This window comes from Reichenbachiella carrageenanivorans (genome assembly GCF_025639805.1).
In the GTDB taxonomy this organism is placed as follows: Bacteria; Bacteroidota; Bacteroidia; order Cytophagales; family Cyclobacteriaceae; genus Reichenbachiella; species Reichenbachiella carrageenanivorans.
The window spans coordinates 533,508-550,281 of sequence record NZ_CP106735.1; the positions used below are offsets into that span (position 1 = coordinate 533,508).

Here is a 16,774-nt window from a genome sequence, read left to right on the forward strand (position 1 = left end):
GATCCTTTTCATTATTTTTTAATCAATAGTTTACCATTATTAATACTCTTGGCATTGAGGTCTCTAATCGTATACAGGTACAGTCCGTTTTTCAATGCCGAAACCTGAATCTGATTTTGTGAAACAGGATTCAAATCAGCTTGCAATATCATTTCACCCTGTATGTTGTATAGATTGAATATAAGATGATCCATACGATTGCTTAAGCTAATCTCGATGACATCTGAAGCTGGATTTGGATACACACTGGTTTCCAATTTGATAGGGTCGTCTGTAGCGGTAACGATATTGATGAAAACGGACTGATCCACCTTTCTCCCTGGCGAGTACAGTTTTCCATTTGCACCTTCTACTTGAGAGTGTAGCGCATATTCACCATAAATATCTGGAGATCGGGTAATTGACTGATTGTTGTCTCCATCTTCACCATAGATCGTAGATGCTTGTACTTCTTCCAATGTATTCTCGATCCGCAACTTGTCGCCCGTATTGGTCAGACTCAAGCCTCCTTCTTCTGTCGCCACCTGTACTTCGGCTCCTAAGATGCCTCTAGGATTTCCTCCTCCGAAAACCACAATAGCATGCCCAGGCTGAAGTGTGGTTCCTGCTGAAAAGACATGTCTCAATGCAGATTCATCGTAGAATTTGTATCCACTCATGTCTATGATTTCTTTAGATCGATTGACTACTTCAATAAATTCGTCTTCAGCGGCATCTCTTATGCCATCATTGTTTGCGTCTCCTAGGTCACCAGAGGCGGGATCCGCATGGATTTCGTTAAATACTAGCGGCACATCATCATCTAAGATGACAAAGCTAAATTGTGTTATTGCTCCTGCCTTGGCCGTAGACCCTCCAGATATATTTTCTAAAGTAAATGTGAATAATTCATCGCCTTCGAGTAAATCATCATCGATCACATTAATTTCCACAAATTGACTCTCGGAACTACCAGCAGGGAAGGTCACGGTCTGTGTAGAGTAGACCAAATCTCCATCCAAGTTTTCTGACGATAATATGACATCTACCATCGTCGCATGGTCTGCGCTTGCTTTTTCTATAGATACTTCTAATTCGAAAGTCACATTGCCCTCTCCTATTCCACCTAGTGCCACAGGAAAAGACACCTTGGTGGAATTATCTACTACGAAAGGTGTACCGTCTACTTTGGTACCAGGAGAAATCGTGAGTCCTCCTAAAACTGGATGCAGTTCAAAGTCGCCAGTGATATCTGGATTTCTTGTATAGGATACGCCAATGTTTGTCGAGTTATAGCTATAGGCATATACCTCTTCATCTAGGTCATTAAATATGGATATTTTCGTACCTGAGTTTAAAATCCCCAAACCAGAGAGCCCTTCTGAGGCTATTTGTACAGAAGCTCCTCCAAAGCTACCCTCGGGACTACCTCCTCCAAACAATACCAAGGCAGAACCTGCATTTATCACCGTGCCAGAAGGGAAAACATGCCTGGTTTGATCGTTAGCCACGATACTCCAATTGGAAATGTCCAAGTCCGAAACCCCGTCGTTTACAAACTCCATGAATTCATCATTCGTTCCGTTAAAGACTCCATCTCCATTGGCATCTACTTCGGCGGGATCTGTTACACTAGTAGACGATGGATAAGGAAGAAATTCATTCAACACCAAACTAGAAGGTGGGAAATCATTGTCATCCATGGTAACCTGAGTAGTACTCGTAGCTCCTACTTTGGCGTTTGTACCACCAGCTACATTTTGTAATTCAAATGTAAACTGCTGTATACCCTCTACCTCTGTATCATCCGTAATCGTCACCGTAACAAACTGTTCTTGATTACTACCTGCTGGAAAAGTAATAGGCTCTATGGTATAATTGTTTAGATCTGCAGCATCTCCCGAAATTAGCGCCACATTGGCTGTAGTGGCATTGGTGTTGTCTTCCTGAGATATGGTTACCCCAATGGTAAAACTCCCATCTCCTTCATCGATCAATATAGACGGAGAGGTAAACTGAACCAATGTAGAAGTTTGTTCTATAAAAAACGTTCCGTCTACCTTCAACCCTGGCGAGGCTTTAGCATTGGTATCGTCCTGATTCTTATAGGCCGAAATGGCAGGGTGAGTCACGAAATCTCCCGTAATGTCTGGGTTTCGCACAAAAGCAACTGCCCTTGCCCCATCGGTATATGAAAAAGTCAACCTTATGGCATCGGTATCATCCAAAATAAAAAACTCATCCTCAGAGTTGAGCATACCCAAGGATGCACCTGGGTCTTCACCTAATGAAGCAACCTGCACCAGACTATTTCCAAACGTTCCGACTGGTGATGATCCTGCTCCAAACACTACCAATGCGCCTCCTGCTGGAATGACGGTAGGGTCTGGGAAAATGTGCCGATCAACACCGTCATTAATTTTCCAGCCAGAGATGTCTAAGTCTGTATCACCTGAGTTTACAAATTCGATGTATTCATCTGAAAAGGCACTGTACGAACCATTTCCATTGGCGTCAAATTCTGTGTCATCCGAAGTAGATCCCGCAGGCCACGGCATAAATTCGTTGACCACCAAATCTGTCGGGCCAAAGTCATTGTCGACCACTGATAGTGTAATAGAAGACTGTGCACCCAGTTCGGCAGAGTTGCCTCCTGCCACATTTTCCAAACTAAAAACAAAATCCTCATCCCCCTCTATCTCATCGTCGTCCGAAAGTGTGATGGTAACGGTCTTCGAATCGCTAAATCCTGCTGGAAACGTGACCAGCTGCGTTGTATAATTGCCCAAATCTGCTGCAGTACCAGACGTGAGTACCACATTCACTGTGGTAGCCACGCTGGCATCTTCCCCTACAATAGTAACCGTAATATCTACTGTACCGTCTCCTTCATTTACACTAGCGGTAGCAGCATTGAATTGTACCACAGTGACTGATGGCTCTATAAACAAGTCTCCATTGATCTTGGTACCTGGCGAACACAACGCACCTGCCGAACCAGTAGCTACTGTATGCTCTGTCATGGGATTGACAGCCCCTGTAATGTCAGGATCTCTGGTTATAGAATGGCTATTGCCTCCCTCACTGCCATAGGTATAATATAAGATCGTGTTGTTCGAAGCATCTGTGATAACAAAGGTCTCATTGGTATTAGTGGCACCAAGACCTTCACCCTCAGAAGCGGTCTGTACCAAACTATTTCCAAAAGAACCTACAGGAGAACCTCCTCCAAAAACTACTATGGCACCACCTGCTGGCACCACAGTACTAGCAGGAAAAATATGTCTGACCTTAAATTGTGACACCTTATCAAAGATCTGATATCCGCTAATATCCAATGGAGAGGCGCTTGTATTGACAAACTCTATAAACTCATCATCAGAAGAAACACCATCCACCCCGTTGGCATCTACATCTGGAGTTTGATCAGCAAGAATTTCATTGATAATCAAATCAGAAGACGTGGTCTCATTGTCGTATATGGTCAAATCAAAAGCAGCTTGTGCTCCTACTTCTGCAGCATTCCCACCACTCACATTCTGAAGTGCAAAAGTGAATGTCTCTGCGCTCTCTACCTCTCCATCGTCTGTGATAGTAATACTGATGGTTTGCGAATCTGAACTTGATGCTGGGAATGTCGCCTGCTGGGTAGTATAGTTGTCTATATCTCCAGCCGTACCAGCCGTCAGCACCACATCTACAACAGTAGGAATGGCGTCTTCATTGGCAATATCAATGGTAAGATCGAACGTAACGCCGTCCTCTGTAACTATAGCCGAAGCCGAAGAAAACTCTACAGTAGTTTGGGCTTGAACCAAGAAACTGGTCAATAACAGAACTAGTGTAATATGTATAAAATTGTAGTACATTTTTTTCATTGTGATCGTATTTAAGTTCTAATTATTTATTCACCTCAGTGACAAGTACCAAATCAGGTAATGGTGTGGGTATATTCGAATTAGTATTGATCTCATTGGCTGGATAGATAAACCTTTCTGGTTGCTGCGAAGCAGAAGGCGAGTTTAAAGGAATAGCTACAGCAATGTCACTATCAGATTTTCGTAAACGTCTCGCATCGTCAAATGGCATATAAGTCAAAAAACCTGACACATATCTCTCTTCGATAATTTCCCTAAGCAGAGCACGCGACTGAGCTATGCCGTCTGCATTTTCTATTCCTCCAGGTAGAAAATCCGTAGAAAGGTATGGATTATAAACGTGCGAAAGAGAAGCGAAATTATCATTCAAAAATTCACCCCCATTTAGCCAAGCTCTCAATTCGTTGAGGTGTGCCAGTCCTGTAGCCATATCTATCGTACGAGTACCTGCTTCTGCCAAAATGAGAATGTTTTCTTCATAAGAAATCAACCGTTGTGGTTCGTACATATCGGCAATCCCAGTACTCCCAGGTGCTATTTTATAATACTCATACCTAGCTCTTTCGTCTGTTTTAGCGTTATTTCTGCTATTGACTCCAGACGGATTCAGCACGTCCATAAGATAACTCGATGCCGTGCCAATGTCGCCACTTCTGGTACTTTGCATGAGTGTATAGAATGTGTTTTTATTACCATTCTGATCTTCGTCTCCAAACGGCGTGAAATACATCGTATTTTCTGCCGACACAATACCCTTTTGAGCTGCAGCATATGCAGATTCATAATCCTTCATATGCATATAATATCGGGCTTTCAGTGTCCATGCAGCCTCTAGCCATTTGTCTCTATCGCCACCATAATAAATGTCTTCGGCCAAAGTCACGCCGGAAAAAGACGCTTCGAAGTTTTCTATAGCCAGATCCAAAAGCACTTGTAAATTTTGAAAAACACTAACCTGAGACTCATAATCAGGCTCATCGATCTCCTCATTATAGGCTTGTGTGTAGGGCACATCTCCAAAAAGAGAAGCACATGTGCCTACCGAATGTGCTTCGAGTACTTGACTAATACCTTGCAATAGCACATTTCTATCGCCCAACTTAGACAGGATCAATCGTACCTGAGGCACTACGCCCTGATAGGCTCGTGTCCAAGTTGTATTTCCTGTAGTAGATGCAAAATTGTAACTATAAAGCGCTCCATAGTCTACCGCATAACCAACCATCTGTCCACTATAAAGGGCGGAAATTCTCAATGCGTGCCCCTGCTGTACCATGATGTTTGATAACTGAGCTCCTCTCAGCAATGCTTCTGGTGGTACTGCGTCTGGGTCTAATTCTGTCAGATCTTTATTAATATCATCTACCAAATCGGTACAGGAAAAAGCAGAAAATAGGATAGATATAAGTAATAGATATTTAATTCGTTCCATGATTTCGTTGATTTTCTAATTAATAAGTGATTTTGACCGAGAATAGGACTGATCTCGAACTAGGATTGGTGAAATACTCAGTTCCAAAACCATTGTTCACTCCGAATTGACTGGTTTCAGGATCTATGCCGATGATATCTGTCCAAAGCGCGAGATTCCTGCCTGTCGCTGTAAATTCTACACTACTCAATTTAAGCGTCTCCTGTAGCCAAGGTGTATTGAGGGTATAGCCCAAGGAAACTTCTCTCAACTTGGTCCAGCTCGCATCTTCACTAATTAACAATTCATAAATAACACCAGAGCCAAATCCACCCCCTTTGGTAGTGTACCATGCCTCATCTAATAGCACTGGGCCTGCTCCAAAGTCTGCCACGTTGCCTCTCACTGTAGTGCCGGCAGTAAAAAGCTGACCGTTTAGATTGCGAACATCTTGCCCCAAGGTTACGTCATTGCCCACATCTGCATGTGTTCCAAACCCATAAAGCACCATTCTGGTCCGGTCTGCAAACTGCCCACCATGAGAATGCTCAAAAAGTAGGTTAAGCTTTAGGTTTTTCCAACGCAAATCCAAGGCAGCTCCTCCCCTCCATTCTGGGTTTGGGTCGCCCACTACACCGCCCAAAACGTCGGTCAAAGGAAAACCGTTAGCATCTAACGCTAATGTACCATCCTCATTTCTCTCCGCCTTGTTGGCCCAGAGCACTCCTAGTGGCTCTCCTACCACAGCCCTCGAGCTGATGGCTTCTCCTGTTAGATTAACAGATTCTGCCCCGTACAGGCTCAATACCTCATTTCTGTTTCTGTTAAAATTGGCACTCACGTTTATCGACCAATCAGGTGTTCTGAGCAACTGATAGTCTAATTCTAGCTCGACCCCTCTGTTCTCCATCGAGCCTGCATTCATGTATATATTGGTAAATCCAGTAGATGCAGGCTTAGCGATATCGAGAAGTATGTCTTCTATTTTATTGTAATAGTAGGTGAAAGACACGTTTAGCTTATCTTTTAAAAACCTAAAATCCGCTCCTGCTTCGTATTCGGTTTTCACCTCAGGCCTTAGGTCATCATTTCCCTGATCATCGTCTAACCTGAAGCCTCCACCGAAGACGGATACATCCAAGGCATCGTTATAAGTACTGACTGAAAAACCGCCATCAGTAAGTGTTTGCGATCTGTGAGCCGACGGTCTGATACCTACTTTACCCCAAGACCCTCGAATTTTACCAAACGATAAAATATTTTGGTTATTAAATATGGGCAACCGTGTAAACTGCCAAGCGACGTCGGTAGAAGGATAAAAGAAGTTGTCTGCGATAGTAGATGCTGCTTCTAGTGCACCATTCACATTTACAAATACCTGATCATAGAGATCTACTGAAGCCTGTGCGTATCCTCTGTTTGATCTGGTAATAAATGCCGTCTTGCTAAGACTGGAAAAATTCTGATTGGTGACCAACTCAAAAGTGGCGAAATCTGTATTGGCCTCAAAGTTTTCCACATGCATATAAAAAGACTCTCCTTCACTTTGAGTGATATTCCATCCCAATGTGGTTTGCAATCCAATGTCTTTATTTAGATTAAAAGACATTTTTGTAATCGCATCAAAATTCAATTGTTTCCTTGTGAGTATATCTTGTGCCTGAACTCCGATTTTTCTACCTGCTGACGCAGAATTTTTCGGAAAGAAATATTCACGAGTATCAGTGAAAACATCCGCTCCTCCTCTAAATGTAAACCCTAACCAATCTAACGGATCTACATTGATCTGAGGGGTAATAGTAAAACGATCCACTTGAGTAGTGGCCAACTGCTCGTCTGTAGCCCACTGTGGATTGGTATATATTGGGTCTTCATTTTGGCCGAGCTGATTTCTATATGCCCGCTGCCTTCGTTCATATATCCCTCCCAATCCGTCATAATACGTTCCTATATAATCGGCATTGTTAAAATCTGGGGCAGACCTGAGCAAACCCACATACATACCCGACACATTTGAATTTTGCTGAATTCTGTTCGAATTGGTATTGGTATAAGAAGCCTTGGCACTCATGCTCAACCAATCATTGAATCGGGTATCTCCATTGAGCCGAACATTATACCTGTTGTAATCGCTATTACGAATGATGCCCTCTTGATCCAATTTTCCGAAACTGAAAAAGAAAGTTGATTTGTCTCCACCTCCACTGATGGATAGATCTTGTTGAAAAAAGTGTCCTCTTTGAAAAACTTGATCAAAATTTCGGTCTACATAAGTTTCCTGCGAATTTTTGGAGACAATTGGATAGTACAGTGTGCCATCGGCAGCCTCAAAATATTCGCCAAAGAAATCGACTTCATCTGGCGTTCCTGACCGATCGGCAATCCTATCTCCCCATGAGTTTCGAGCGGTAGGATCCCAGGCACCATTAGCCCCTTGACCATAAGTGCTCTGCATCGGGTGCTTTACATTTATTTCATCTAATGAATAGGTTGCATTGTATTCGATTTTTGGCCTACCTGACTTCCCTCTTTTGGTGGTAATTACGATCACACCATTAGCCGCTCTAGACCCCCAAAGAGACGCTGCCGATGCACCTTTCAGTACTTGCATCGATTCTATATCGTTGGGATTTATATCGTTGAGTCGGGACTGCTGGGAAGTACCTCCTGAAGAACCACCTGTGATTCCATTTCCAGCACCATTTATACTGTTATTCGCCAATGGCACTCCATCTACAATAATCAAAGGCTGAGTTGATCCTCCGATCGTATTTTGCCCTCTGATCTGGATAGAAGCACCAGCTCCTGGGTCTCCATTGCCTCTGGTTACTTTAACACCTGCGACTTTGCCAGACAAACTATTGATAATGGTGGTCTCTCCAGATCGCAATAGTTCTTCGGTCTTTACTACAGAAGAGGTAGAGCCCAAGTTGTCCTTTTTTTGCTCAAATCCAAGTGCACTGACAACAACCTCTTCTAACTCGTTTACATTTAGAATGAGGCTCACATCCACACGGGTACGTGTGCCTACAAATACCGTTTGTGGTTCATACCCCACAAAGCTGACCTTGATCGAGGCATTTTCGTCTGGCACTTCGATAGAAAAATTTCCATCAATATCACATATTACACCAACAGCCGAATTTTCTAGCTGCACGGTAGCCCCTATTAAAGGGCCACTGTTGTCATATACTGTACCTGTCACCTTATGCTGTGCTAGCAACGATTGGTGACAAGTCAGAATAAGACAAACCAATAAAATTTTAAGTAACGTTCTATCCATTTTTTTTTGTTTACATATATTAATTGAATGATGAAATCATTGGCCTACTAGCCATGGTAAGTAATCCTAATCTGATACTCAGAATGGGTAAAATGTATCTAGGGGAAAACCCAGTTTGCCTTCTAGCTCTGACCAAAAGATTATGCGAGTTGTGCTTTCCTACGATGCTGAAATTGCTATTTCTAATTTGCCTTAGCCGATATTGCGACGGTGATCCACTCTCTTGTATTTTAGTCGAAAAAGAACTTGGCCTCTCATAACCACAAGACGTGGTCATGTTTTGGGTACTTCCCTTAGTTCTATTTTCTAAAGGAGTCATTCCGACAACCTGTCTGAATGATTGTAAAAATTGGAAAGTGAAGATATTCGCCATCAATTGTTTATTTAATATGAATGATCTGATTGTCGTGATGAACTTGAGCATCTAGAGATATCGCTATGGCCGATAGCAAAACATCAAGGTCGTCTAGGGGTAGATTACCCGACAATTTTTTGCCTTGATATGCGTCTGCAAATACTACAGATACGCCATATAAATCCTCCATGGTTTGTGCCACTTCGGCTGTAGGTGTCATGTGCAAATGAAGCTTTCTACTGAGCCATGCGGTGTCATCTTCGGCTCCCTGGTCGGCCTTTTCAAATTTGCCATTTGGCAAATAGGAGCATGTATTTCCAGGTTTCAGAGTCGCCTTGAGTCTATCCGAAACCAGCACATTTACCTTACCTTCTATCAAGGCTATATCGGTACGCTGCCTTCTGGATCGGACAGCAAAGGAAGTGCCCAATACTTCTACTGTCAGCTCATTGGCATGTACTTCGAATTTTGGTCTGGTAGCCAGCGGTTTTTTGGTAACCTCAAAAAAAGCTTCTCCACCGATGAGGCGGACAGACCTACTGGAGGACTCATCCCAATGGGTGAAGACCTCTAAACTAGAATTTGCCTGTAAGGTGATTTGAGTTTGGTCTGCAAGCACAAAAGTCTTTTGCTCACCATATCCCGTAGCATAGATCATAGTCGCTGGCTCCGACCATTGGAACAACCCCCATGCAAACAAGAGAAGTAAAGAAATAGAAGCGGCATATCTCCAAACTGCTGGCTGTGCCCAAAATGGCTTCGTTTTACGATTTGAAAAGGCCCCAACTGGAATCTGCGTTATCTGTGTAGTGGATAAAGGCTTAAAGGCAAGTACAAGTAACTTCGCCTGATCCTTGTAAGGTCGATATTCGCTATGCTGCTCAAACCATGTCTCCCAGTAGGCAGCGTGCTCACCACGCCAAACCCAGTCCTGAAATTTTTCATCAGACGCTAAGAAACTTATCGGATCGTTCGTATGGATGTTTTTGTCTGTCATTTGAAAAGTAGACAGACAACTATCCTTTTTGTACTGAAAAAAAATAAAAAAAAATTATCTATCTCAGCTTTTCATCACAATCGCATCATGATTTTTAACCAGCCTCTGTATCACCAATGAGCTAATCCACCCAACACAAGCAATATAATCGACAGTGAACCTTTCATGATTTTCATCGCCTCATAGATACAGTTTCTTACAGATTGGTTTCTGATTTTAAGTGATTCTGCGATTTCATCGTATGACATCTCCTGAAAAAACCTGAGATAGATCATTTCTCTCTGTTTTTTGGTAAGTAGGCTAAGGGCATGCTCTATCTGCCCTCTCCGCTCTTCGTCCAGTTCTTCTGAGATCATCAAATCTTGAACAGACAATGAAGGTTCGAAGCCTTCGGGGAATTCACCATCGACTGATAATACCTTTTTTTGAGCAGTCAGCTTATCTATAATAATTCTCCTCAAAGCAGAGATCAGATAAGATTTGATGCTTAATTTGATATGGATACTGGTACGTTTGTCCCAGACTTTGATAAAAAGGTCTTGAATAGCATCTTCTGTCAGCCCCTCATCTTTGCTGCAACTAAGTCCAAAATAATAGAGATTGGTGTACTGTTTTTCATAGATATAGGCCAAGGCCTTCAGGTCTGATTTTGCAACCAACGCCCAAAGAGCAACATCTTCCAACCCCTCATAACCATTACTCTCTCTTTGCTGTTTTTTCATTCCATGAGAAAAAATATGCTAATCACTTTTCTTTAGGTTGGTTTTTGGCACAATCTAAGCAGATTATCGTAGTATCAATAAATTTAGCCTCATTTAAAAGCCCACATATCAATATCTAGCAAATGACCTCCTTGTCTCTGGATGGCTTGTTGTAAATTGTCTGCATTGGTAATTCGCTCGCTGATAGGATACAAATACCTGCGGGGTACCACCTTAGTTGGATTGAAACTTTCATTAGCATTAGACGGTGGAATCAGAACTGGATAGCCAGTTCGGCGATAATCAACCCAAGACTCTATACTACCTTGTACAAATTGGGCTACATATTTTTGTTCGATGATCAACTGCAATTGCTCTTCGAAGCCAGACAAGGTAGTGAGCTGCGGCAAGTGAATCAAAAAAGTATCAATCTCTGGTTTAGAAATACCCAAACCGTCCATACTAGATTCAATTGCCTGCTGTAGCATTTGCTCTGCCTGTGCTTCGTTGCCTTGTCTTAGATAACACTCAGCCTTAATAAACTGAACTTCGGTTACTGTCGTCAAAGCCATAGGTGCATCAAACTGTCCCCAATATAGTTGACTATTGTCTCTATCATACAGCAAATTGACCCCATTGGAAAAAACACTATAAACAGACATTCTAGGATCGTTGGTAGATGACAATATAGATGTCATAAAATCACCTAATGCCAATTGATTGGGTCTATCTTCACCGAATCTAGCAAACGGATTTGCTTCGTTTAAATTGTCGGCATATGGAAATTCAGGCGTATTATCTATCCCCAACTCAGCACCCGCACCAATAGCTGCCAGGGCTTTGTTCGCTGCCTCTGGGTCTCTTTTAGACAAATGCAGATAGTATCTGGCCTGAAGAGCTCTAGCAGTAGCCACCCACGCATCTATATCACCACCGAATATGAGGTCATCGCGCCTAGGCTCTAATTCGCTAGGAGCAGCTAGATCCAGTATAGCCGCTCCTAATAACTCTTGGATGCGTTCATAAATCTGATACTGCTCATCATATTTAGGGGTATTATTGTCTTCTACAAAAGCATCGCTATAAGGCACATCTCCCCAGAAGGTAGTAGCAATGCCCAAATTGATCGCGATAAGTATTTTAGCCACTCCTTCATAATGAGGGTAGCGTCCATCACTTTTATTGATGATAAGATGGCTATCTCTAAGTGCTGCTGCATACAACCCTGTACGCCAATATTGGTCTAACTCATTTTCATTGATTAAATAAGAAGTATATGTCTCTGTCTGCGCTTCGATACCTTCGAAATGTTGGATAACCGAACCCGTAACTCGTAAACCTATAGAGGATAGATTTTTAACCGTCTGTGCTTGAGCAGAAGGAAGCAGGAGACTAACATTTACATCTGCAAAAGAGGTTGGGTCAATATTAGTATCTCCGAAATCACAAGAAACGAAACCTAATACGACTAATAACCAGCCTACATATTTCTTCTTTAACCCAGCCATTTAATTAAACTTTGCATTTAACACAAACCCATAGCTTTTGGTATTGGGTAAATTGAAATAATCCCAGCCTTGAGCATTGGAAGGGCCATAGAGGTTAGTCTCTGGATCTATTCCAGAGTAATCTGTGATAAGCCACAAATTTCTACCATACAAGGAAACGTTGAGCGATGAAAAAATCTTCATATCCTCAATCCAATTTCTAGGAAGTTCGAAATCGAGGGTCAGCTCTCGCAATCTGGCCCAAGATGCATCTTCAATATTGTTTTCTGCGACACCTAAAAAACCTCCGATACGCCAATAGATACCATTCAGACCCAATGCAGGATTAGCAAAATCAACAGGAATGTCATTCACTTGTCCATTAGCCAACACACCATCAAACACATAATCCTTCACCTCTCGTAGATCCCCAGACTCTTTGGATATACCCAGATAGTCCATTACACCTTTGGTGCCGTTCCACATATCGCCTCCTTTTTTGATATCCCAAAGTATAGATAAGGTCAGTGATTTGTACCTGAATCGATTACTAATACCTAATGTCCAATCTGGATTAGGGTCTCCAATCAGTCCTTGCTCTGTATCAATAAGAGGGAAACCATCAGAGCCTATCACTAATCGGTTTTGATCGTCCCGTCTGTATCGGGTGCCACTAAAGACACCAAACGGCTGCCCTACCAGATTGATGCTGGATATATTGGAAAACTCTGCTAAAGTAACCCGCTCTATATTCTCTCCCAGTGACCGAACCATCGATCGATTTCGCGTATAATTTAGATTTGTTGTCCAGGTCCAGTCCTTTCTATCTACCCAATACATCTGGGTTGCTATTTCCAACCCCTTATTCTCTATTTCACCAGAATTTTCAACGATAGAGGTGTAGCCAGATGGCCCCGGCAGGGTAACGGTAACCAACGCATCTGATGTAATGGCTTTGTAGTACGTAACATCTATGTTCCATGTGTGATTGAACAAACCTAGATCAGTACCTAACTCTATGGTTTTTGTGACCTCAGGAAGAAGTTCATCATTACCCTTTCTCCCATTTCTCTCAAAAGCATTGACATTGAATGCAGGAAATTCGGACGAGCTCAATATCCCATCACCATCGATCACGGTATTTCTATAGGAATCTTGAGTTTGATAAATGGTAGGGTCATTGCCCACAAGGCCATAAGACCCTCTCAATTTTACTTGACTGATTGCAGACGAAGACATACGTAATCCTTCGGCCAGATCAATAGCCAAACTAGCAGCTGGGTAGAAATATGCGTTGTTTTTCTTTGGCAAAGTTGATGACCAATCATTTCTACCAGCCAATTGCAGGAATAGATAATCTTGATAAGATAACTTGACATCTGCAAACACCCCTACCAGCTTGCTTCTATTAATTTCTCTATCCGAAATGACCTGAGTAGCATTGCTAATATCATAAAACCCATAAATGGCGAGATCCGTGCCCGTAGTAGTCTTTGCTTCAAAAAGTTGACTATAATAATTATATCCAATCGTACTTTGTAATGAAAATTTAGGCGAGAGGTCTTTGTTTAGGTTGATATTAAAATCCACGTTATACCTACGCGAAAATAAAGTGGACTGATCTACTCTACCTGATGGCTCAGAGGAAGAGTTGATATCCCAAGCGGAATCTCGACTGTCTATATAATTATCTATTCCTATTTTGGCTGTCAAAAAAAGCCATGAAGTCCAGTCGTACGAAAAATGGGTATTGGCAATGACTCGGTTTACTTTGTCGGTATATGGGATTTTGTTGGTGACCCAAAACGGGTTATCGTAGAGCGCGTTACCTCTATAGGCTCGTTGCTCACCATTGGGTAGCTGATAGGATGTAGGATCATTAGAGGCCGATTTGCCTGTTTTACCGTTGCCAATATCGAATGTAGTCGTGTTTCTATACAGAGCTGCTGTGACTCCAGACACATTTGATCCGCGTCGAACTCGTTCACCTCCTGAGTTGACCAAGCTAGTAGATACTCCCACTCTCCATTTGCTTGTCAGATCAAAATCAATATTCGCCTTCATTGAAGTTCGAACAAAAGTAGATGTAGGAATAATTCCAGATTGGAACAAATGACCCAGAGAGAAATAATACTTAATCAAATTTGATCCTCCAGTAAATGATATGTTATTATCAAGTCTATAACCTGTGACCCAAAAGGCATCGTAGTCGTCGTAACTATTCGCTGGTTTTCCATTGCCTGTACCTATTGGGACGAGGCTTCCGTTGGTGTCGTACGGATAGGAAGTATCACCATCATACTCTAATTGATCGATGCGAGGCCCGTATGAATTGGGCTCTCCCGTCTCTGGGCCACGATATACAAAGACTCCCGTATACGGTCTGCCTTGCGCATACGTTCTTTGTTTTGCTGGCAGTTTATTTACTTTTGAAAATCCAGTTTCCGAATAAAAAGCAATCCTTGTTTTACTCTCTGTCCCTCGGTTTGTATTGATCATAACAGCACCATTGGCAGCTCGTGAGCCGTAAAGTACGGTGGCCGCAGGTCCTTTGAGAATGGTGATTTTATTGATGTCGTGTGGATTGATATCTATGACTCGATTAGATACATCTACTCCGCCTGATGTATTGCCCGAGGTCGTATTGCTAATGATCATACCATCTAAGACAAACAAGGGTTGATTAGATGAATTGATGGATTTGTATCCTCGAATTTGAATGTTGGCCGAGGCGCCTGGTGAACCAGAAGTACCAATTACGTTCACACCGGCAGCTTTGGCACTTAAAGCACTGACTAGGTTGGATTCGTGCGACTGAATCACATCAGCTAGGTCTACATTCTGAACCGAATACCCTAGTTCTCTTTTGTTTCCATTCATTCCCGAAGCAACGACGACTACTTCTGACAACTCCAAATCATCCTGCTTCAACTGTACTTCCAAATAAGTAGCGTCACCAAGTTTGACCTCTGTCTTCTCATAACCCACATAAGAAAAAGTTAGTCTTTCATCGCTATTCTGATCTAGAAGTACACTAAACTGACCATCCACATCGGTAATGGTGCCGACATTAGAAGTAGTAGACCGGACACTTACCCCTGGCAAAACCTGATTGCCTGTGTGAGTACGGACTATGCCCGATATCACTACCTTTTCATGCGGTATGCCATCAAATTTAATCGCATAAATATTATCTGATACTTTAATGAACCTCAAGTGTAGAGGAGACAAAAGCTGAGTTAAAACAGTTTCAATTTCGCCTTGGGCATCAATTTCAAATTCGCCAAGTGCTCGATTTACCACTTCTGATTCGTACACAAAATCTACTTGATATTGAGACGCTATTTGATCTAAAATTTCGCCTAGGGATGTTTTTTTTACTATTTGAGCAGAATTCGAATGGTCTTTAATTTGCGCATAGGACACAGAAAAGGATACCGCCCACAACCAAGCTATAGAATGTACAGAACGTACAATAAGCGAAGACCTGACCTCGCTTACTATTGGCAGGAACCTAGTATATTCTGACCACTTTGCCATCCCTGTCTATTTTGACTTCCAATAATTCTTGTATTACGTCGAATATGACATCCAAGTCATCGTCAGGTATGGTTCCACTTAGTTTACTTGTCTTGAGTGAAGCATCTAATATCTCCACCTTCAAACCAAAATTTGTTTCAATGGTATTGGTCAAATCAATCAAAGGAGTGTCATCAAGTATTATTTTGTGTTCTAACCAAGCATATAACGCCTCTTGATTTCGTTTCTCTTGCCTCCATTCATTCTTTGTCTGATTGTAATTCCAAACTTGACCAGGTCGCATCATCAATTCAGGTTTGTCTCTAGCCTTCATCATGATACTGCCCTCTCGAAGGGCAACCAACGTATGCTCGTCTCGGTATCTGACATTAAACTCGGTACCAAGCACTACAATATCCAAGCCTCCTGCATGTACAACAAAAGGTCTATTGTCTTTTGTGTCTTTGTTTACTCTAAAAAAACCTTCCCCATTTAACCATACCTCACGTTCATTCCCTTGCTGAAGGTCTTCAGCTACTTGTAAAGTAGAGTTGGAATTAAGAGTAACCTCTGTGCCATCCTTGAGTAGAATGGTTGAGTTGGTGGCATAAGGAGTCGTGTGTTCGATTCGTCCGATGGGCTGGCCCCAATACCAATAACCCACATACGAAAGCATGAGTAGAGCAACAGCAGCTGCATATCTAATCCACGAACTCTTATCTCTAACTTCAGTAGGAGTTGTAGCTGGTGTATCCTCCTGCAAAATATGCTCAAGCTGACCCCACTTTGACTTGATATGATCAGGTGCTATTGGTGGATGTGGTTTGGCCTTCAATGTATTTAAGACTGCCGAAGCCTGATTCACTTTTTGAATTTGCTCCTCATCTGATCGTACAAAGGTTTGGATGAAATCATCCTTTCTGCCGTCTTTTACCCAATTTTGGAATGTCTCGTCGGCAAGAAACTCCTCTGTGTTAAACTTGTGATAGTCCATTTTAAAAAATTTCTCTGAACTTAGATGATCAGCAATTTGGCAAAACTACTTAAAAAAAACGAGCGACATGAATACCCACATGGATCGAATGAAAATCTTTTCTACCCTATATCATACAAACCCTATGTCACTCAAACACGAATATTCTATGATTTTAAAACTATTTATCA

Annotated in this window: 8 protein-coding genes; all 8 read right to left on the reverse strand. The window is 42.1% G+C overall.

The features are described 5' to 3' along the window. Positions 1–11: 11 nt before the first annotated feature. Positions 12–3,857 carry a lamin tail domain-containing protein gene (locus N7E81_RS01980; RefSeq protein WP_263051604.1) on the reverse strand — a complete coding sequence of 1,282 codons (3,846 nt, stop codon included), beginning with the start codon at positions 3,855–3,857 and terminating at the stop codon, positions 12–14. Positions 3,858–3,879: 22 nt separating this feature from the next. After that, complete coding sequence (locus N7E81_RS01985) at positions 3,880–5,289, reverse strand: SusD/RagB family nutrient-binding outer membrane lipoprotein (protein ID WP_263051605.1); 1,410 nt, start codon at positions 5,287–5,289, stop codon at positions 3,880–3,882. Positions 5,290–5,308: 19 nt separating this feature from the next. Then, entirely contained in the window at positions 5,309–8,551 is a 3,243-nt protein-coding gene (locus N7E81_RS01990) for a SusC/RagA family TonB-linked outer membrane protein (protein WP_263051606.1), read from the reverse strand. Between the two features lie 380 nt (positions 8,552–8,931). After that, positions 8,932–9,903, reverse strand: a complete 972-nt coding sequence (locus tag N7E81_RS01995; RefSeq protein ID WP_263051607.1) for a FecR family protein — start codon at positions 9,901–9,903, stop codon at positions 8,932–8,934. Between the two features lie 110 nt (positions 9,904–10,013). Continuing rightward, positions 10,014–10,625 (reverse strand): RNA polymerase sigma factor, encoded by a 612-nt coding sequence (locus N7E81_RS02000; protein ID WP_263051608.1) that lies wholly within the window; start codon positions 10,623–10,625, stop codon positions 10,014–10,016. A gap of 89 nt (positions 10,626–10,714) precedes the next feature. Next, complete coding sequence (locus N7E81_RS02005; protein WP_263051609.1) at positions 10,715–12,112, reverse strand: SusD/RagB family nutrient-binding outer membrane lipoprotein; 1,398 nt, start codon at positions 12,110–12,112, stop codon at positions 10,715–10,717. After that, the gene (locus N7E81_RS02010; RefSeq protein ID WP_263051610.1) at positions 12,113–15,631 is read right to left on the reverse strand and encodes a SusC/RagA family TonB-linked outer membrane protein; all 3,519 of its coding nucleotides are present in this window, start codon (positions 15,629–15,631) and stop codon (positions 12,113–12,115) included. Beyond that, positions 15,606–16,604 carry a FecR family protein gene (locus N7E81_RS02015; protein WP_263051611.1) on the reverse strand — a complete coding sequence of 333 codons (999 nt, stop codon included), beginning with the start codon at positions 16,602–16,604 and terminating at the stop codon, positions 15,606–15,608. The genes N7E81_RS02010 and N7E81_RS02015 overlap by 26 nt, the downstream gene beginning before the upstream one ends. Between the last annotated feature and the right edge of the window lie 170 nt (positions 16,605–16,774).

What these genes read in the sequence shown, in the direction of transcription:
- N7E81_RS01980 (WP_263051604.1), bottom strand. Translation starts at nt 3,857, where the DNA reads ATGAAAAAAATGTACTACAATTTTATACATATTACACTAGTTCTGTTA.
- N7E81_RS01985 (WP_263051605.1), bottom strand. Translation starts at nt 5,289, where the DNA reads ATGGAACGAATTAAATATCTATTACTTATATCTATCCTATTTTCTGCT.
- N7E81_RS01990 (WP_263051606.1), bottom strand. Translation starts at nt 8,551, where the DNA reads ATGGATAGAACGTTACTTAAAATTTTATTGGTTTGTCTTATTCTGACT.
- N7E81_RS01995 (WP_263051607.1), bottom strand. Translation starts at nt 9,903, where the DNA reads ATGACAGACAAAAACATCCATACGAACGATCCGATAAGTTTCTTAGCG.
- N7E81_RS02000 (WP_263051608.1), bottom strand. Translation starts at nt 10,625, where the DNA reads ATGAAAAAACAGCAAAGAGAGAGTAATGGTTATGAGGGGTTGGAAGAT.
- N7E81_RS02005 (WP_263051609.1), bottom strand. Translation starts at nt 12,112, where the DNA reads ATGGCTGGGTTAAAGAAGAAATATGTAGGCTGGTTATTAGTCGTATTA.
- N7E81_RS02010 (WP_263051610.1), bottom strand. Translation starts at nt 15,631, where the DNA reads ATGGCAAAGTGGTCAGAATATACTAGGTTCCTGCCAATAGTAAGCGAG.
- N7E81_RS02015 (WP_263051611.1), bottom strand. Translation starts at nt 16,604, where the DNA reads ATGGACTATCACAAGTTTAACACAGAGGAGTTTCTTGCCGACGAGACA.